The organism is Paenisporosarcina sp. NPDC076907 (assembly GCF_050269735.1).
Lineage (GTDB): Bacteria > Bacillota > Bacilli > Bacillales_A > Planococcaceae > Paenisporosarcina.
On record NZ_JBNNIX010000001.1, the window covers coordinates 950,444 to 969,513 of the forward strand.

Genomic DNA, 19,070 nt, shown 5'->3' on the forward strand with positions numbered 1-19,070 from the left:
GCAAAAGCACCATAGCCTGTGAGCTTGGTGCTTTTTTAATGTGTTTGTATTATTTATACTGATTGTTAATTTGTTCTCCGTAAATCATGCACATTTCTGCGACTAATGCACAACGTTCAACAAACAGATCAAATCGGATATGCTCATGTCTAGCATGAGGACCATCACCTGGGATACCTAATCCATCTATTGTAGGAATGCCAAGTGCTGACGTGTAATTTCCGTCACTTCCACCACCAACACTTGATTCGTTCACTTCTATATTCAATCGTTTACCTGCATGTTTCGCAAGTTCGAACAGTTTTTGATTGGCTGCATTTCTTTCAAGGGGAGGACGATTTAATTCACCGCTAATCGTTACTTTTGCTTGTGGATTTTTTGGTTTGAGCTGTTCGATTGAGTCCATGATACGGTCGGCTTCTTGCAACGAAGTTACGCGAAAATCTACCTCTATAGATGCATGCTCAGGAACTACGTTACTAGCAGTTCCTCCATGGATCATTCCTACATTGACCGTCGTCCCCTTGGCATAATCCGTAAGGTCCTCTAGTTGCTGAACTAAGTACGCAATTTCAAGAATTGCATTGACTCCATCTTCATGATGATTACCTGCGTGTGCACTTATTCCGTGAACGTTAATGTTGTAGATACCCACACCTTTACGTGCCGTTTTCAATGCATTCGTGTGTGCCTCGGCTGGTTCCATAACAAAGACCGCATCGCATGTTTTAGCTACTTGTTCAATCAACTCACGTGATGACATGCTTCCAGTCTCTTCATCAGATGTAAACAAAAATACAGGGGAAATAGGCAATGCATCCATTGATTTCTCTAAAGATGCAACGGCCCAAATCGATGACAACAATCCAGCTTTCATATCAAATACTCCAGGTCCATACATCACATTGTCCTCAAATCGAATAGGTAGCTCGCCTTTTTGCCACACAGTATCAAAATGGCTAAGGAATAAAATTCGTGGTTTTGAGGTGACATTCTTTTCAAAGAGAAGATGATCTCCATATTGTTGCTGAGGATAAACAGTACAGATGTAGTCGTTTCCTAGTCTTTTAAGCATCATTTCTTTTAACAAATTCCCTGTGATATCCACTAATACTTTCTGTAGAGTTGGAGATTCGGCTTGAACAATACTGATAAGGTCGTGTCGAATATCCTCTTCATGGTTTTTCAAAAAACTGTATCTGTCTGTCATACTCTGTTCATCTCCTAATAATTTTAGATAAATAGTGCAAAGGCAAATAATCTTAATTATAGCTTAAAAATTTAATATACTGAATTTAATAATTTTAGGTTTACGAAACAATTGATTATAGAGTACTCTTGTAACAATTCAAATTAAGAAAGGGGTTTATATAATGACTGAATTTGATTTAGAGCAAACATTATTAGCCGACTATAACCGAATATGGTCTAGAGATGGGGTATCAGGTGAACGCATTGCACATCGGCTTGGCGAGTTATCTAAAATCGGATTGACTGCTAAGTTTGGGGTAACACGTGTAGGATTTAGCCCGCTTGAGCAACAAGCAAAAGAACTTGTCATGGGATGGATGAGAGAAGCGGGGATGAATGTAACGCAAGATGGAGCGGGAAATGTTGTGGGGCGTATCGAGGGGAAAGAAAATCAGTCCGACTCCGTTGCCTCAGGCTCACATGTAGACAGTGTCCCTGAAGGTGGTCATTTCGACGGTCCACTTGGCGTCATTGCTGCACTGGAAGTAGCGGAAGCATGGAAAGAACAAGGTGTAACTCCTAATAAAACCTATGAAGTATACATATTTACGGATGAAGAAGGAACTCGATTCAACGGTGGGTTGACGGGTAGTCGCGCGATGACTGGTGCATTGGATATGGAGACACAAGTCACTTTGAGCGATGCTGAGGGATTATCATTCGAAGAAGTTTTAGCTACCACTGGAAAGACCGTAAACGGTTTTATCGAAGCGAAACGAGAAAAATTAGGTATTGAGCGTTTTATAGAAGTACATATCGAACAAGGAAAGAAGTTGGAAAGAGCCAATTTACCAGTCGGAATCGTACAAGGAATAGCTGGACCATCATGGACAGAAATCATCTTTGAAGGGAAGGCAGGCCATGCAGGGAATACGCCAATGGATGATCGTCAGGATGCATTGACCGCCGCTTCTGAATTGTTTTTATATATTGAAAAAGCTCCAGCTATGGTAAGTACTACTGGCGTTGCAACTGTTGGAAAGGTTCATGTGGAGCCGAACGGAGCGAATGTAATTCCAGGCAAAGTGAGCCTCATAACAGATATCCGCGATATCGATGAACAATCACGCGATCAAATCGTTTCTAACGTCGTTAATAAAGCACATGAAATTGCAGATTCCCGAAATGTGAAAGTAGCAATTACAGAAAAAATGCGAACACCGCCAGTACCAATTGGCACTCAAATGACCGACATTCTGAACTGTGTGTTCGACGACATGAATATCGAAAAACAATATCTTGTAAGTGGTGCGGGACATGATGCCATGATGCTAGGTGCGGAGATTCCTGTCGCTATGATCTTTGTTAGAAGTAAAGATGGCGTTAGTCATAATCCGGCAGAATGGACATCTTTAACAGACTGTACGATTTGCACTCACGTTCTTAAACGAGCTATTGAGAAGTGTATGGTACAATAAAATCTATTTGAAAATTGATGACAAATTAATTGACACGAAAAAGCGCTCAAGTCCAATAAAGGATTTGAGCGCTTTTTGTATTTGGTGCAAGAATTGTAAGCACATTCATTCATTTATCCGCGGGCAATCGGCATGGTGCAGCACCTGAAAGATCCCCCAGATTTGATAATCTCCGAAAAATCCACTTCAATCACTTCATAGCCTTGACTCCGCATATTCATATTTACTTGTGGGTTAACCGGCAAACTGAATACTTTTTTGTGTCCAATGGATAAAACATTCGTGCCCATTGTAAATTGCTCTTCCTTACTTACTTCAATCAAATGATAGCGGCTTCCTAGAAAAGCTACAGTTTCGGCATCAAGTGCCTCTGGGAATATTAACGCATCCGTGGGGGAAAGTATATTAAACACACAATCCAAGTGCAGGTATTTCGGGTCAAACGGAATCGCAACAATTTCGTAATTTGGCAAATCGATGCGAAGCTGTTCAATAGCTGAGTTACAAGTTCGATGGCTAAGCCCTATGTAAATGGTTTTTCCGTCAATGATGACATCTCCACCCTCAATATGACTTTGCGATAATTTTTGAAATGGCACATGATGCTCGTCCAGCCATTTTTCAAGAACTGTTTCTTCACCTTGTCGGATACTGCTTGCCATTTCAGATACAAATGTTTGATTGCCGAGTGTGAAACCAATATCACGCGTGAAAACCTGTTCAGGATACGATGCATTAGCAGGTAATGTGATGACGTCGATGCCTTCTGCTCTCATTTTCGCTACAAAGTCATGGTGCTGGTTTAGAGCACGTTCAATATTAATGTTTTCATCTTTATATTTTTTTTGCACGTCATTGATTATTTCATCAATCGCCATAAACTGGGGTTCGCATACAATTACTTTTTGTAACGTGTCATACTCACTTCTGCAACGTGTATGAATACTATCGATACTTTCGATGCTCATCTTTCATCCTCCATTAGTTCGTAATCGTTTCTTCTGTTATTCCCGAAACGAAATAAAATTAACATGAATCGAAATAAAAATTTTACGACGCTGAATTAAGGTTGTTTCGCTAGATAAACGATGGGGTATTTATTGAGGTAAATAATAACGAATGATTAATTAGATACAGTGGAGGGAATTCAATGATAACGAAAGAACAGGCTTTATTAACAAAAGAGGATTTTGCAACACGATCTGATTTACCTGAATGGTTACTCCATGAATATAAAACATTCCATAATATCGTGACAGATAAAACCTTCCCTTGTTATTTTGGGATGAGTGGCGAATTGAAAGGCGAATTGCGATATGGCTATATCTCTCAAGATGATTGGTCGAATCTGCCTAAAACGTTGGAAGGTTTCCTGGACTTATTCAATGATCCGAAACATAAACGACATGGTTTATTTGTGTTTGTGGAACCATTTGAAGTCGAAGGGAATCTCGAGCAATATCGTAAACAGTTCTGGGATATCTTACAGTACTTACACGAAGTGGATCCTGTTGAATGGCCAGCAGATGCTCCACGGGACCCTGCTCACCATTTATGGGATTTCCGTTTTAATGGAGAACCAATTTTTGTGTTTGGCAATGCACCGGCTTATAAACAAAGAAAAACCCGCCATTTAGGTAACGCGATGGTTCTTGGATTCCAACCGCGTAAAATATTCCAGGGTCTTGAAGGAACTGAAAAAGGTGGAATCATGTCCCGCGAAAAAGTTCGGGAACGAGTGGAGGCATGGGATCAATTGCCGAAGCATCCAGATATCAGTCATTTTGGTGATCCCGAACATAATGAATGGAAGCAATTCTTTATTGGAGACGATATTGAACCTATTAAAGGGAAATGCCCATTCAATCATAAAGCAATGTCGTCAGTTGAGAGTTAATTATAGTGAAACTTTAAAAAGGCATCCGGCCAGCGTCGGATGCCTTTTGATTACCCAAAAGTTGTGACTGAGCGGGTGCTCAGTTGTAATTATTGGGGGTCACGTAGGAAAAATCGAGGGTGACGTAGGAAAAATCTCAGTCCACGTAGGAAAAAAACGCATCCACGTAGGAAACGTGTTCTCGCTTATCGCTTGGCGGTTTTTTTAAGGTAATGTTTAGGGCTACAAATTGATAAAGCGAGAGGAGAAGGTTGATGAACGAGAATAGCCTCTAGAAATCGCAAACAGAACAGCTTTTACTGCAAATAGATATCCCAAATTCGCGAATAGAAAAATACATTACATGAAGTATCGTAAGTCGCACGTCCTTCGTACCCTGTATTCATGTGTGATTGCATGTTACACTAGGGCGTAAACTTTATTAACTGAAGGACGTGTTTGAATGGTAGGACGTAATGATCCGTGTCCATGTGGAAGCGGGAAGAAATTTAAAAAATGTTGTGAGCGCAATCAGGCGTTAACAGTTGAAGCTGTTCGTTCGGAAGAATTGGATAGAATGCTACAGTCTTTTTACGATGAGTATCCAGAACGCAAGGATTTCCCAGCGCTACTGGCAGTCATTAAGGAATGGAAATCAAAACTTGAAAAATATTTGGCTGAAGAAATGATAGAAGCCATTGCTATCGATGAATTTTTCTTCCATACGAGACCGGAAATCTGGTTGAAATATGTGGAAAAGCAACAAAAGAAAGCCGTGCGACCATCTGTTGTCAATGTTTTAGAACATTGGAAAACGCCTGCCGTATTATTAGGTGAAGTGGTGGAAGTAGGACCTGAGTTTATGAAGGTTAAAGATATATTGACGACCGAAATCCTGTATTTAAAACGTGAAAGTGAAAAGCCAATCCCTGTTGGCGTACATGTTTTCTGCTTTATGCTGCCGGACATCAGCTTGCAGGACAATCACTTCTTGGCAGTTTCTAGCTTAATATTCCTCCCAACTGATCATCGGGAAGTTATCAATACCTTCGCACAAACAAATGCTGCTAGCTCTAAGGAAGAGGCAGCCCACTTCTTGCAAACTCACCTCATCGATTTCTGGGAACTTTTAGGGGCTAATGGATATGCTGGCGGTGAATTTACCGATTTTGAAGCTGGAATCTTACTTGAAGTAATGGAGAGACTAGAAAAACAAAATCGTGATCCGAAGCAACTACTGAACATTATCGAAGATTATTTAGTTACAAATCAGCCGAATGCGAGAAAAGAAGCGGCAGTTGCTGCAGGTGCGATTCGATTCGGACAAGAGCATCAATTATTTGAAGGACCATACTGGAGTATAAAAGAAATTGCTGAATGGTATAGTGTCTCGACCCATTCATTGAATAAATATTATAAAGATATTAATGAGTTTTATTCAAAAACCAATTAATTTGACTACCTGTAGTCCGACGAGAAACACTGCGTCGGGCTTTTTGTTTTTGTATATTTCAGTTTGCCTTACCGAGGATACAGATAAGTGTACGATTTAAATAAGAAAAGCGATCGAGATAAAGATTTTATTGCATGCGAACGCTAAATCTCAGTCTAAAGAAAAAAGCACAATTTGTGCTTTTCTTATGCTCATTATTATGATGTTACGAAATCTCCACCGTTTACATGGATTGTTTGTCCAATCATGTAACTGGAGTCTGCCGATGCTAAGAAAACGTAAGCGGGCGCATTTTCTGCAGGCTGCCCACGTCTTGCCATTGGCGTATCGTCTCCGGCTTTTGCAACTTGTTCTTTGTCAAATGTAGCTGGAATTAATGGCGTCCAAATCGGTCCAGGCGCGACTGCATTAACATGAATTCCTTTTTCAATCAAGTTCAGCGCAAGTGAACGAGTGAACGTTGTGATGGCTCCTTTGGTAGATGAGTAATCGATTAAATGCGGCGATCCTCTATAAGCTGTAACGGAGGAGGTGTTAATAATAGCATCTCCTTTTGTTAAATGAGGAAGTGCAGCTTGTGTTAAGTAAAACATGGAAAAAATATTGGTTGAAAAAGTTTCTTGTAATTGATCAGGTGTGATTTTAAGAAAATCTTCCGTTGGAAACTGCTTTCCTGCATTGTTGACCAAGATATTTAACTGACCAAATTCTTCAATCACTTGATCAATGACATTCTGACAGTTTTCATCATCACTTAAATCAGCAGCAATTTTTATTGCTTTAACATTATAGGCTTCTACGAGCTTCGCTGTTTTATCAGCATCATCGTGCTCATCTAAATAGGCAATGGCGATGTTTGCGCCTTCCTTAGCATAAGCGACTGCAACCGCGCGACCAATTCCGCTATCACCACCCGTAATAAGTGCGACTTTTCCGGTTAGTTTGCCGGAGCCTTTATAGTTTTCATCATCATAAATTGGTTCAGGATCCATTTTGGATTCAATCCCTGGTTGATGCGCTTGGGTTTGTCCTTTAATTTCCTCGTGAATTTTTTCGTATTTATCTTTAGCCATAATACGCCTCCTCAAAATTTGTTATATGAAAATTATTCCCTACAAAGATTGATTCAAACGTACAAAAAAACGTTGCCTTATTAGCAACGTTCATTCGAAAAATTTAATCTAACTATTGAGCTGGACTAAGTTGGGTTAGCACACCTACAATAATTAAAATTGTAGTGGCTAATGAAGCATCAAAGTATAGGTAACGAATTTCTTTAAGGGATTCATTTTTTTTCATGTGTTTACGGATCAAAGCTCCAGTAAAGAATACCGCGATGACTACCACTAATTTAGCAATCATCCAGTATCCCCATTCTGTTGTCCATAATGCAGACAATTCGGGAGTCAGTAGCCATGCATAGATACTACCGGAAACGGTCAATACAATTATGCTAAGTAAAGCCATTTTAGAGAAAGTCGGGATAAAGGTATGAGCCAGTCCTTTTTTCCACAAAATGAGTGTATAAAATAACCCTGCGAGCCATAATGCCGCAAATAGTAAATGGATAAAGTTGAGTCCAACAGTTACTGAAGGTGTAGCTGCAGCGATTGCATGACTGTTAAGACTTTTAGTAAGTAAAATTGCTCCGGCCCAGGCAAGATCTATAAAGCGATTACGGTTGATTATATAAAGACCTAAAGTAGTAATAACGAGAGCCGCAGTCCAAAACTGTCCAACTTCAGTTCGTAAAAATAAATCTTGCCATGGGATCTCGTCAAAAACGCGTGTAAAGTTTCGTGCTTGTGACCAAGTGAAAAGAACGAGTAAGTCTAAATGAATCAATTGCATATGTGCGGTAAAAGGAATTTTGAAACCTTTAAAATTCCAAAGCAAAGTTCCAGCCAGTAATAAAAGTGATAGTAAGTAGGCAGACTTAATAAATGAAGAAAGAACTGAAGGAGATTGCTCCGAAGTGTCGTGTTTTTCATTCATGTCCTCGGGTTTCTGAATCGCTTCATTCGTAGAGCCAGAAATCATTTGTGGTTGATTGTTATCAATGGATGCAGGTTTATCAGCAACCTCCATAGGAGCAACTGTCTGTTCACTGAGTTCTATAGTAAATGAAATACTTCCTTCGATTGGATGTCCATCTTTTGATATGACTGAATAAGGCACTGTAACTAACCCATTTGCTGAATGAAGTACAGAAACGGTTAACTTATCCCGAGACAGACTTATTGAGGGTTTTCCAATTGCGATTGATTCACCTTTATCATTTAACACATCCATTTTGTATACTTGCTCATCAATCACTGTACTGAATAAAAGTTCTACCTCACTAGGAGCGGAAGAAAGGACTGCTCCGTTTGCGGGCGTACTCGAATATAGGTCCGCATGTGCATCAATCGCTGCAGGGAACATTAAAAAACATACGGTCATCCAAACAAAAAACATCATGAATCTGTTCATTCCGTCCACCTCTTTTTCAATCCTTACAAAGCTAACGAACAAAACGGATAAAAAGATTAGTAAGTACAAAGATTTTTAATGAGAAAAATAAAAATTAACAGTTAGAATAATTAGTTACGTTTTTCATATTCAGTATGGGGTAAAGAAACTATACGTAAGAATTTAAAGAATAGAACGGAGCATGTATATGAAACCAATCGTAGGAATTACAGCAGAAATTAAAGAGGGAGGCGGATATTTCATGCCTTGCATCTATCCGGATGCAGTTACACAGGCGGGTGGAATTCCCCTATTAGTTCCTCTTATTCCAGGAACAGATATTGATGCACTTTGTGAACAAATTGATGCATTATTTGTAACAGGTGGGGAAGATATCGATCCTAGTTATTACGGCCAAGACCCACATGTTCATTTAGGGAAAATCGCGCCTCGATTGGATGAAATGGAGCATGCTCTTGTACAAAAAATGTTAGAACTCGATAAACCATATATAGGCGTGTGTCGTGGATTGCACATGTTGAACGTGGCAACAGGCGGTTCCCTGTACCAAAGTATTCACTCTCAAAGAGAAGAAGAAGTTATGCAACATAAACAACAAGCCGAGCGTACGCATCGTTCTCATCCTGTCATAGTGGATAAAGAAAGTCGCATGTTCGAAATGCTTCAAGAGGAAGAATTCCGCGTGAACTCCTTCCACCATCAAGCGTGTCATGAAGTAGGCGGACCCCTGAAAGTCGTTGCACGTGCTAAAGACGGAATTATTGAAGGTGTGGAAAGTACTGAGCATGCCTTCGTATTTGGATTCCAGTGGCATCCTGAAGAATTTGCAAAAGCTGGGGATGAACCATCTAAACGAGTTTTTAAAGCGTATATTGATGCAGCTATTAAACGAAAAGAACAGAACAAATAAGACAAAAAGAACTGCCAGTTTTTGTCGGCAGTTCTTTTTTGTTTTTGCTATTAAATTGATCTAACGAAAATAATACCGTTAAACAACCTAATTTAAACAAAATTACTGCCTCTAGACTGAGCATAGGGGGGATTCGTTGTACGGAAATGAATTTTCGTTGGCCGAACTAAAGATTTCGTTGGAAAAGTCGCCGCTTTCGTTGGAAATGGAAAAATACTCAGTCATTCTTCGAAGCATCTTTCGACCAATCATTCGATATTCACCGAGACCAAATCAAAAGTCTCAATAAAAAAACCTTGTTGGCACGAAGCCAACAAGGTTTTATACGCTTAATTTCGTATTGTAGAAATAATCGTGGATAATATCTTCATCAGAATGAGGAATATATTCGCCTTTCACGATTTGAGCACCATTGATACAACCACTCGTCAGTAGGACGATATCACCTGGTTGACTTGCTTCCAATGCTTTCAGCACGCCTTCATGTCTTGAAGGAGCTGTCATAACTTCCTGTAAATAAGGTTCTGTGAACCCTTTAAGAACTGCGTCCACGACGTCCCATGGATCATTAAATCCAGGGTGATCGACGGTAACGACTAATACATCCGCTTTACCCTCGGCTGTTTTAGCCATCTTTGGCATTTTGGCAAAATCTCTAATCCCAATACCGGCTATCATTGTGACCAATCGGTTGTGTGGCAATTTTTTTACGGCACGCATGATGGCATCGAGAGCAACTGGTGTATGGGCATAATCAAGAACGATTTTTCTGTTTTCTGGTCCATGAATTACTTGAAAGCGTCCGTCAACTTGCTGCATTTTAGGAAGAACATTTAAGATGTCTTTCAGAGAAACATTGGCAAACAATGCTGCACCAATTGCGGAAACTAAATTTCCTACATTATATTCTCCATAAATGGGAACATTAATAGGATGTATCTTGCCCTCAAAAATCAAATCGAAGGACATACCTTCTAGACGGTGCTGGATGTTTGTCCAAATTAAATCTGCATTAGAATCCACGTTGCATGAGTATGTCAACAATGAACCTTGAATCGCATCAATGATGTCTTTACTCATCCCGGCATCGTCCAAATTAACGACACTTGCTTTCGCCTGTGTGAACAAACGAAGTTTGCACATTTTATAATGATCGAACGTTTTATGATATTCCATGTGTTCTTCAGAAATATTTGTATGAATGGCTACATCAAATTCAAATCCGCTTACGCGATGTTGATCTAATGCAATAGAAGAAACTTCCATAGATGCTGCTTTGTCTCCGCGTTTAAGCAGTTCACTGAAAATAGCTTGTACATCTGAAGACATGGGCGTTGTGGGCGTACTTTTTTTAATATGAAGTACTTCATTCGAAGTGAAAATGCCATTTGTTCCGAGCATCCCACAAGGTAAGCCGAGAAGGTTCAATAAATTTCGTACATATGTCGCAACTGTTGTTTTTCCATTTGTACCAGTAACACCGACTTTGAATAATTTATCTGATGCAAAGTGGTGAAACTCCAACGCTGTATAAGCCAAAGCTTCACGGGAATCATTTACTAGTACAAAAGTTATTTGAGAATGGGAAGAAGCATAGGATTCAAGGATGCTTTTGTCTGACCCGACAATTGTAGTAGCACCGTTTTGAACCGCTTCATCTATGTATAAGTGTCCATCGGTTTCTTCTCCGATGATGCAAAAAAAGGCATACTGATTTTGTACATCTCTTGAATCATACACGATCCCAGCCGTTTGCTGCATAGACGGTCCATATACGTGGAGCGCTTTTATTTGAGGAAGTTGAGTCCATTGAATATCCATGAAATGCTCCTTTATGTTCAATAAGATTAGATTAAGTGTACCATTACACGCACCGAAACTGTAGCACGGTTCGACAAAATGCGAGTATTTTCCCACGCAACTTACCCTTAGATACCCTATTTCCTTTTTTCAACTATCTAAAACGTCCTATATAATATTTAACATTTAGTATGCTTTAAAAATCACAATAGATGCTTTCAATAAAATATTTAAAGGAGTTTTTTGAAACACGAAGAATTTTTAGAGATAAAGGAGATGGGAAAATGAAAATATTAGTACTTGGAGGAACTTCTTTTGTGGGCCGTCATTTAGTAGAGGCGGCAATCCATAATGGGCATGAGGTCGTTTTATTTAACAGAGGGAAAACGAATCCTGAGGTCTTTAAACAGTTACGACATATTAAAGGGGATCGACGAAAAGATGCAAAAAAGCTAGGAGAAGAAGAATGGGATGCAGTGCTAGATACATGTGCCTATTCGCCTCAAGATCTCAAACCGGTCATTGAAGAGTTGAAAAACAAAACAAAAAAATATATGTTCATTTCCACAATATCGGTTTACGACGATTACAAACAAGGGAGACCGAATGAATCAAGTTCCACTTTTACTCAAATCATCGAAACGGATGAAGTGACTGGTGAAACTTACGGACCATTAAAAGTTATGTGTGAAAAAATAATAAACGAAACTTTTAATGACCGTGCTTTGATTATTCGACCATGTCTTGTAGTGGGACCAAACGATCCTACTGATAGATTCACATATTATGCGACACGTGTGTCTCAAAATGGAAAAGTGGCTTTGCCAGGTGGTGATGAGTCTCATCGAATGGTCCAGTGGATCGATGTCAGAGATATGGCCAACTGGATTGTTTCTTTGATTGAAAATGGCACTACAGGTACATTCAATGCAGCTTCAAATCCTATTTCTTTGGATAAATTTATTGATAGTTTGTCAACAAACTCAATAGAAAAACAATGGATTCCAGATGATATATTGGAATCTACAGATTTAGGAGCAAGAAGATTTCCTTTTTGGGTCCCTATATCACAAGACTATCCCGAAGGCTTTATTATTGTTGAAAATCAAAGGGCAATCGACAATGGATTGGAAATCCGACCTTTAGCAGTGACTGCTGAGGATACTAGGCAATGGGCGGGGAATCGGGAGTTGAAAGCTGGACCGACACATGAACAAGAACAGTCTCTTCTCAAAAACAAGTAGTCGATTAGACATAAGAAATCTTTGTGAAGTACAAAAAATAGTGTATAATTAAATCATAAAGACTAGGTGTGTCACCACCTAGTCGACAATCGCTAATGATCAATATAGTGGTTGATCCAGTTTAATCCAGAAATAGCTGTCTCGCCTAACCCGTGAGGACGGCTATTTCTTTTTAGCAAAGAAAATAATTAATGATACAACCATTGAAAACCCTCCGATCATCACAGTCGCTAGCTGCATAAGCAAACTCATCGATTCAAAACTTGTCATTGGCATCACCTCCATTCTTCTGGAAGTGATCATCCGCTATCTGTCATTCACAATTGTTATGTTCATTATATCATAAATAGAATATATGTTCGTATTTTTGATTAAAAAAAGAACAAAATTTTGGCAATGCCATTTTTGTCCTCAGGTACAGTTAAATAAAAGCTACTTTACTACTTTGTTTATTCGTGTCTCACCAATTCATTTCTTTTATGCATCATCATGACCATACGAGATTGTTGTTTTTCAATGGTATGCCTTGATGCATTGACCAAAATTTCTGGGCCAGTCAAAAATGATAAGATTGATTGTTTTGAAGAATAGGGCGTAATTTCGAAATAGTGATTAAATATCCACATGCACTCAGGATGTAATGGTGACATTGTTGGAAATGCTTCAATTAAATTTTCTGCAATGCATAGCGGTGTTTTCTTTTGATAATTAGTGTGCCACCTGGAGGCACGAATTCGTCCTTCATATGTAGAAAAATAGCGCATACACGCTAAATCTAGGAGTTCCAGCTGTGAAATCTTTGATGAATAGGCTCCATTTTTCGTTATGATATGTGTTTTCATAGGTCCTTCAAAAATAGGTTGAACGACAAAAGTGTTTATATCAATCCATTTCGAGTCACAATTACGCAAGCAACTACCTCCTAACTTCTTACTAAAAATGTAACATGTCTCCTAATGACTTACAAGACAGAAAATACGTACTTTTAGGAAAATTTATAGGTAAAAAGAATTCCTTTATATGATAGAAACAAGACGTTCTTATGCTTCAAACGTCCCGATTGTCGATTCGAATTCCAAATTTCAGTACCTTACACTGATGTTACCCGGGAATACATGAAATGTGCACATTGGCAAGGTCGTTGACATTGGAAAATTTTGAAGAAGTCTATCAGCAATATGAACCAATGATATATTCTTGTATCCGAAAGCTCCGTATTTATAAAAATCATGATTCCTTCATTCAATCAGGCAGGATTGGACTGTGGAAGGCCTGGTTACGCTTCAATAATATGAAAGGTGATTTCGCTCCTTTTGCCTACAGAAGTATTTACGGTAGTATCTTGGACGAATTGAAGAATTCAGCAAGAGAAGAAAGGATTGTCCCAACTGATCATCAAATACTTGAGAATCTGGTTGAACAATCAGAAAAGCAATCATACGGCTCTGAGCAATTTTATGAATTGATGCACCTATTAACTGAAAAAGAACAACAACTTCTTCAGTTGTTGTTCCTTGATTGTTATTCACATGATGAAGTCGCAAGATTATTAAACATTACGAAGGCTGGAGTGAAAAAACGAAGAGAGCGTACAATCGGTAAACTCAGAAATTTCATTTCCAAGTAAATCCTTGTTTCTTAAGGAAATCTTTCAAGTGTGTACGACGGGCTTCACTCAAAAAGTTGGCCATAGATCGGGTCCAGTTTGTTATTTTTTGATTAGAGCCTCTGGTCGCATAATAGTTCTCCATTGTCTTGTCATAATCAGGCAAGAGAGTCTGATATTTTTCGCTTGAATAATTGTTTTCGTGGAGAATCGCTTCGACTGGCAAGCGCGGTTTCACTGCGTGTACTTCATCCGGAACCCCCATAGTCATTGCGAAAACGGGGAATACTTGACTAGGAAGAGATAATAATTGGGATATGGCATCTGGATTATTTCGGACACCGCCGATATAACAAATGCCATATCCTTTAGATTCTGCTGCAATTGCTAAATTTTGAGAAAATATTGCCACATCGGTTGCTCCGACGATTACATTTTCCGCAGTATCCGTTACAATAGAAGTATCGTTCAATGTACCTGCAATTTGAAGTCGCTTAAAATCCACACAACATACAAAAACTGCACCTGCTGTTTTCATTTGCGTAGGATTTTCAGAGAGTTCACCAAGTTTTTTCTTAATTTCTTCATCCGTAATCCAAATCACACTATACGCTTGTACAAAATGAGAACTGGCTGCATGTTGAGCAACTGAAATAAGTTCAAAAACTTCTTCTTTTGACAACTTCTTGTTTTTATATGTACGAATTGAGGTATGAGAAGAAAGTAAATCCATGACCAATCGAATCATCTCCTTTCTAACAATCGTAACAGAAAGGAATACATAATGAGAAGGAGAGACCTCAGCATGCACAAAAATTTGGAACTACATAAGTTTTTACTAAAACAAGCCAGACAGTTAACAGAGGATTGGTACTCTGCTATTGATAAGTCAACTGCTGTTGGAATATACGCATCAACTAATGAAGAAGAGATAAAACGACTAAAGGCTCAAAACTATAGTTTTCATGAACATTTAATTCAGGTATTTATTGAAGATGAAGAGGAGTTTTTCAAGTCTTTTGAAGTTTGGGTAAATGAAATTGCATCCGATTCAGGACATCAATCGACGCCTACTCATATTATTTTGCAAGAATTCCTGAATGTTCAAAATCAATACCTCTCTATCATTGAAAGTTTTGAAAGAGAGAATGAAGGAATCTATGAAAAAGATGAAATCTATTCATGGAATCATATTATCCTAAAGGCTTTCAGTAAAATCATGACCAGATTTGTAGAAGTGCACGATCAATTAGCACTAAGACGTTTAAGAAGCCAACAAGAGTTAATTAACGAATTGAGTGCGCCAGTTATTAAATTACATCAAGATATTGGATTGCTTCCGATTGTGGGAGAAATTGATACACAAAGAGCTAAATATTTGCTGGAAAATACACTGCTGGAATGTACAAAAAAAGGCATTAATCATCTGTATGTAGATTTATCGGGAGTAAATGTAATCGATACAATGGTGGCCATGCAAATATTCCAATTAATCGATGCATTGAAGATTGTGGGAGTGAAAACCACATTATCTGGAGTACGCCCTGAAATTGCCATGACAGCGGTAAGTCTCGGCCTGAATTTCAGAGATATTCACATTACCGGTAATCTCTCTCAAGCACTGCAAATGAAATAAGCGAACAGAAATCGTTACGTCTGCGGTGACTCGACGAATAAAAGATTGTGTCTTTAGTTTCGTAAAATAGCTGCGATTTCCACGCGCTTGTGCCGCTGGAATCGCAGCTATTTTTTTCATATCTAAAAATAGAAATACTTTGTACACGTTATAAGATGCTTTTTCAACATGAACTACGTCAACGTTTATTATTACAACCAAGAGTCAGGTTACATCTCAGCCTCGTTCGACAAATCATATATCTCTAGAAGTTAACTAGTGCGTGAGAAGCGTTTGAGCGATAAACTGGCTTATATGAGCGATAATTTCTTTATATGAACGATAAATGCCTGGAGTGAGCGACAAACATTTCAGTATAAGCGTTAAATTTTTCACAAACAATAATGGTCACATAAAACCGTCTCATTTAACAAGTTAACTAGCCATTGAAACAGAAGCGTTTTGCAAGGTGAAGCCGACATATTTGTTTTTCTTCAACGCTTCTGTGCACAACCGAATAAAGATAGAAGGAGCCCGCCAAAATTTTATCTTTGGCAGGCTCTTTTCCGGTAATGGATGTGTATTTTCAAGCTACGAAATCTGTGTCAGTTACTTTTTTATAGTCATTAAGTTGAAAATTTGGCTTATGTTGTAACTCGTGTATAAAAGATTGCGCCTGCGGTTACTCGGTGCAGGAAGAGATTGCTCCATCCAGAAAAGTTTTTTTGTTACATTCAAATTAAAAGTTTTTAAAAGTGTTTAACATCGAAGAATGGTTGGGTAGATAGATGAAAAGCAAAACAAAAAATAGGAGGTAACACCATGAACTTTGAATCAAACCGTAAAATAGAAGTCGCTCGTACAGAAGATGAAATGTATGAAAAATTGGAACACCTAAAAGCACAGGGTTACTCAGAGAGTGATATTCATGTTATTTCAAAAGATCATGCACACATGAGTACTTTAAGTCGCCATTCTGAAGTTTCAACGCATGAAGCGGGAACTTTCATGGATAAATTTAAATCATGGTTTACTGGTGAGGATTCCGTTACAGAAGGATTACGAAAATTAGATTTGAATGATGCAGAAACCGAACGCTATTCCCGAGATGTAGCAAGTGGTGGGTTTGTGCTATATACCGATTCGTCGCTAAATGAGCATCAAAATGAATTTGAAGAAGGTTATGATACGTTTGGATCTACAGGAAATAGCTATGAATCTTACCATGGGGAAGAGCGGGCAGTTCTGCCGACAGAACCTGGGTTTGAAGACAAAGCACGGAATGAAGCAGCGTTCAATACTCAGTCAGATGTGTATACTTCATCTGCAGGTACTGAATTCGTAGAATCGCGCTTTAATGAAGTAGACAAAAGTGCAGACTCTACAACGTTTGGTGCTGATGAACCGCGAAGTGAAACAACTTTTGAAAGTACGAAAACTCCTCAAAGCGAATATTCGAAAGAACAGGGGTTTGCACCTTCAACAAATGATTTTGTGAATGAGACGGATGGTCGTTTCGATGAACCACAGGATCGATTTGCTAGAGGCGAAACATTCGCAACAGATCCATACATGGCTAGAGAAGAAGACCATATTGGTCATTCCATGCAGGAAGATAAAATGGTTCAAGATCATCGTCCAACCCTTCAGGAAACGATTACAAATGAACAACAAACTGATGGATTCCAATCACCCGGTGCAGACCCGAATTTAGGACCTGCTGCATTTGGTAATAATGTTGAAAATGAAATGCCAACTGGGGATGTAAAGCACAATTTTGAAAAAGACCCTCGTATGGAAGAAGAACGCGTTTTTGGCACAGAATATACAGCAGGCAAACATAACGAACCCACTAATCATGTTGAAAAAACTGCATTAAATGAGTTCAAATCAACTGACGATACAGAATACAAAGAAACAGGTTATGAAAATGAAGGACATGGTAATGCATTTGCATTCGATACGGATTCTACTGAAAACGAATTGACCACAGGTGGTGTGGATGAAGAAGAAGATATCTCAACTGATCGATATGAGGAACGCTTGAAGCGCGATAAATATCGAAACGAAGTTCCACCAAACAATAAATTATTTTAATAAATGGTAGTCACGCTACCCATACTATCAATATAAGGCGACCTCCTTATAGATAAACCCCTTACAGAATTCAGCGGCTGTAAGGGGTTTTGTGTGAACAAGCACGCCATTCAGGCGGGCTAGTCCATAAACAATCGCCGCACGATCAAACACGTGGTCGATGAATGATAAAGTCATCAATACGATTGTCAGTAGATACAGGGCCAATAATTGAAGCGCTTACATATAACTAACGAAATTGGTGACAAATGCGAGAAAAATTCAATACTCTAAAGAGAAATTAGAACAATGAAGGAAGAAACTGTTATATGAGGATGCTTATAAAACAGAATTTTCGACTTATATTTATAAGGATTTCAAAAATTACTTACTGGCTGAGTGTATGGATAACAGTTCGAGTTGGCAAGTTCGACCTATAAATGACACTAGTCACCAAATATTTCCCGGGGAATAAGAGTGGAAATGACAAGATCTTCCGAAAAAGTGGATTATTTTATTTGAATTAGTCTATTACGTGGTTTTACGCAGATTATTGTTTATGAAGAGTCATTCTTTGCAAAATCGAAATTTGGATCAAGTAGGGATTGGTAGTTACATAATTAAAAACAAGCACTAAAGGAGGTTCCTCCAGTGCTTGTTTAGTGTTAAATATATGGAATGTCTTGCATGTTTGCCTGTTCAGATTGTTGCAGGTAGTAGTTTTGCAGATGTCAATCGCTTACGAACTAGAATTCCAATCGTTGCAGCTAGAATTGCTTTAATAATTCCTACAAGAATAAATGGAGTAACTCCACCAGTTAATGCAGCAGTCCAACTTAAATCTGCAACAAATTTTAACCAGATTGCTCCGAATGCCAGTGTAATAATCATGCCGATAATATTGGTAATTACCGCATTTTTTACCGTGAATCCGAAACGTTCTAAGAGCCACCCAATAAAGAATGCAGCTGGAATAAATCCAATAATGTAGCCCCCTGTTGGACCAAAAACGACACCAATCCCAGCAGATAATCCGCTAAATACAGGGATACCTGCAATCCCGATCAATATGTATACGATAACCGACAATACGCCGTAACGTTTTCCTAAAATGGTAGCCGCCAATCCTATTGCAAGTGTTTGGCCAGTAATCGGAACGAGTGGAAGCGGGATGGTTATTTGTGCCATAATCCCGATGATTGCAGCAAAAAGAGCGCTGACAATTAACATTTTCAGTTGTTCATTTCTCATTTGAAAGCTCCTGTCCTTTAGTAAACTATTATTTTTGTTTGGTTAACACAAATATTATGATATTAATATTTTGCAAACTCGTCAACAATTGCTTAACA

16 protein-coding genes are annotated in these 19,070 nt (G+C 38.7%); 8 read left to right on the forward strand and 8 right to left on the reverse strand.

The features are described from left to right. Positions 1–49: 49 nt before the first annotated feature. A complete protein-coding gene (locus ACQKEV_RS04635; RefSeq protein ID WP_427443801.1) occupies positions 50–1,210 on the reverse strand; it encodes a M20 family metallopeptidase in 1,161 nt (386 codons plus the stop codon). 163 nt (positions 1,211–1,373) lie between these two features. Between ACQKEV_RS04635 and ACQKEV_RS04640 the strand changes: the two genes are divergently transcribed. After that, positions 1,374–2,669 (forward strand): Zn-dependent hydrolase, encoded by a 1,296-nt coding sequence (locus ACQKEV_RS04640; RefSeq protein ID WP_427443803.1) that lies wholly within the window; start codon positions 1,374–1,376, stop codon positions 2,667–2,669. A gap of 113 nt (positions 2,670–2,782) precedes the next feature. Here the strand turns inward: ACQKEV_RS04640 and ACQKEV_RS04645 are convergent, their stop codons facing one another. Further along, the gene (locus ACQKEV_RS04645; RefSeq protein WP_427443805.1) at positions 2,783–3,637 is read right to left on the reverse strand and encodes a dimethylarginine dimethylaminohydrolase family protein; all 855 of its coding nucleotides are present in this window, start codon (positions 3,635–3,637) and stop codon (positions 2,783–2,785) included. Between the two features lie 182 nt (positions 3,638–3,819). On the opposite strand from ACQKEV_RS04645, the gene ACQKEV_RS04650 reads away from it, so the two are divergent. Continuing rightward, on the forward strand, positions 3,820–4,566 hold the full coding sequence (locus ACQKEV_RS04650; protein WP_427443807.1) for a YqcI/YcgG family protein: 747 nt from the start codon (positions 3,820–3,822) through the stop codon (positions 4,564–4,566). A gap of 442 nt (positions 4,567–5,008) precedes the next feature. Beyond that, entirely contained in the window at positions 5,009–5,998 is a 990-nt protein-coding gene (locus tag ACQKEV_RS04655; protein WP_427443809.1) for a YecA family protein, read from the forward strand. A gap of 197 nt (positions 5,999–6,195) precedes the next feature. Here the strand turns inward: ACQKEV_RS04655 and ACQKEV_RS04660 are convergent, their stop codons facing one another. Together ACQKEV_RS04660 and ACQKEV_RS04665 are read right to left on the reverse strand one after the other, a co-directional pair. Further along, positions 6,196–7,071: an SDR family oxidoreductase gene (locus ACQKEV_RS04660; RefSeq protein WP_427443811.1), complete on the reverse strand. Its 876-nt coding sequence runs from the start codon at positions 7,069–7,071 to the stop codon at positions 6,196–6,198. A 112-nt stretch (positions 7,072–7,183) separates the two neighbouring features. After that, a complete protein-coding gene (locus tag ACQKEV_RS04665; protein ID WP_427443813.1) occupies positions 7,184–8,470 on the reverse strand; it encodes a copper resistance CopC/CopD family protein in 1,287 nt (428 codons plus the stop codon). A gap of 187 nt (positions 8,471–8,657) precedes the next feature. Here ACQKEV_RS04665 and ACQKEV_RS04670 point away from each other — a divergent pair, with 187 nt between their 5' ends. Then, complete coding sequence (locus ACQKEV_RS04670) at positions 8,658–9,380, forward strand: gamma-glutamyl-gamma-aminobutyrate hydrolase family protein (RefSeq protein ID WP_427443814.1); 723 nt, start codon at positions 8,658–8,660, stop codon at positions 9,378–9,380. 321 nt (positions 9,381–9,701) lie between these two features. Here ACQKEV_RS04670 and ACQKEV_RS04675 read toward each other — a convergent pair whose 3' ends face one another. Next, positions 9,702–11,201: a UDP-N-acetylmuramoyl-L-alanyl-D-glutamate--2,6-diaminopimelate ligase gene (locus tag ACQKEV_RS04675; protein WP_427443816.1), complete on the reverse strand. Its 1,500-nt coding sequence runs from the start codon at positions 11,199–11,201 to the stop codon at positions 9,702–9,704. A 263-nt stretch (positions 11,202–11,464) separates the two neighbouring features. Between ACQKEV_RS04675 and ACQKEV_RS04680 the strand changes: the two genes are divergently transcribed. After that, positions 11,465–12,424, forward strand: coding sequence for an NAD-dependent epimerase/dehydratase family protein (locus ACQKEV_RS04680; RefSeq protein ID WP_427443818.1), 960 nt, complete (start codon positions 11,465–11,467; stop codon positions 12,422–12,424). A 449-nt stretch (positions 12,425–12,873) separates the two neighbouring features. On the opposite strand, the gene ACQKEV_RS04685 is transcribed toward ACQKEV_RS04680, so the two are convergent. Then, complete coding sequence (locus ACQKEV_RS04685) at positions 12,874–13,335, reverse strand: competence protein ComK (protein ID WP_269925769.1); 462 nt, start codon at positions 13,333–13,335, stop codon at positions 12,874–12,876. A 236-nt stretch (positions 13,336–13,571) separates the two neighbouring features. Between ACQKEV_RS04685 and ACQKEV_RS04690 the strand changes: the two genes are divergently transcribed. Then, positions 13,572–14,051 carry a sigma-70 family RNA polymerase sigma factor gene (locus ACQKEV_RS04690; RefSeq protein ID WP_427443820.1) on the forward strand — a complete coding sequence of 160 codons (480 nt, stop codon included), beginning with the start codon at positions 13,572–13,574 and terminating at the stop codon, positions 14,049–14,051. On the opposite strand, the gene ACQKEV_RS04695 is transcribed toward ACQKEV_RS04690, so the two are convergent. Further along, a complete protein-coding gene (locus ACQKEV_RS04695; RefSeq protein ID WP_427443822.1) occupies positions 14,038–14,769 on the reverse strand; it encodes an NADPH-dependent oxidoreductase in 732 nt (243 codons plus the stop codon). The two genes, ACQKEV_RS04690 and ACQKEV_RS04695, sit on opposite strands and share 14 nt — an antisense overlap. A 66-nt stretch (positions 14,770–14,835) precedes the next feature. On the opposite strand from ACQKEV_RS04695, the gene ACQKEV_RS04700 reads away from it, so the two are divergent. Beyond that, positions 14,836–15,666, forward strand: a complete 831-nt coding sequence (locus ACQKEV_RS04700) for an STAS domain-containing protein (protein WP_427443824.1) — start codon at positions 14,836–14,838, stop codon at positions 15,664–15,666. Between the two features lie 801 nt (positions 15,667–16,467). After that, positions 16,468–17,742: a general stress protein gene (locus ACQKEV_RS04705; RefSeq protein ID WP_427443826.1), complete on the forward strand. Its 1,275-nt coding sequence runs from the start codon at positions 16,468–16,470 to the stop codon at positions 17,740–17,742. A 678-nt stretch (positions 17,743–18,420) separates the two neighbouring features. On the opposite strand, the gene ACQKEV_RS04710 is transcribed toward ACQKEV_RS04705, so the two are convergent. Further along, positions 18,421–18,972 (reverse strand): biotin transporter BioY, encoded by a 552-nt coding sequence (locus ACQKEV_RS04710; protein WP_427443828.1) that lies wholly within the window; start codon positions 18,970–18,972, stop codon positions 18,421–18,423. Between the last annotated feature and the right edge of the window lie 98 nt (positions 18,973–19,070).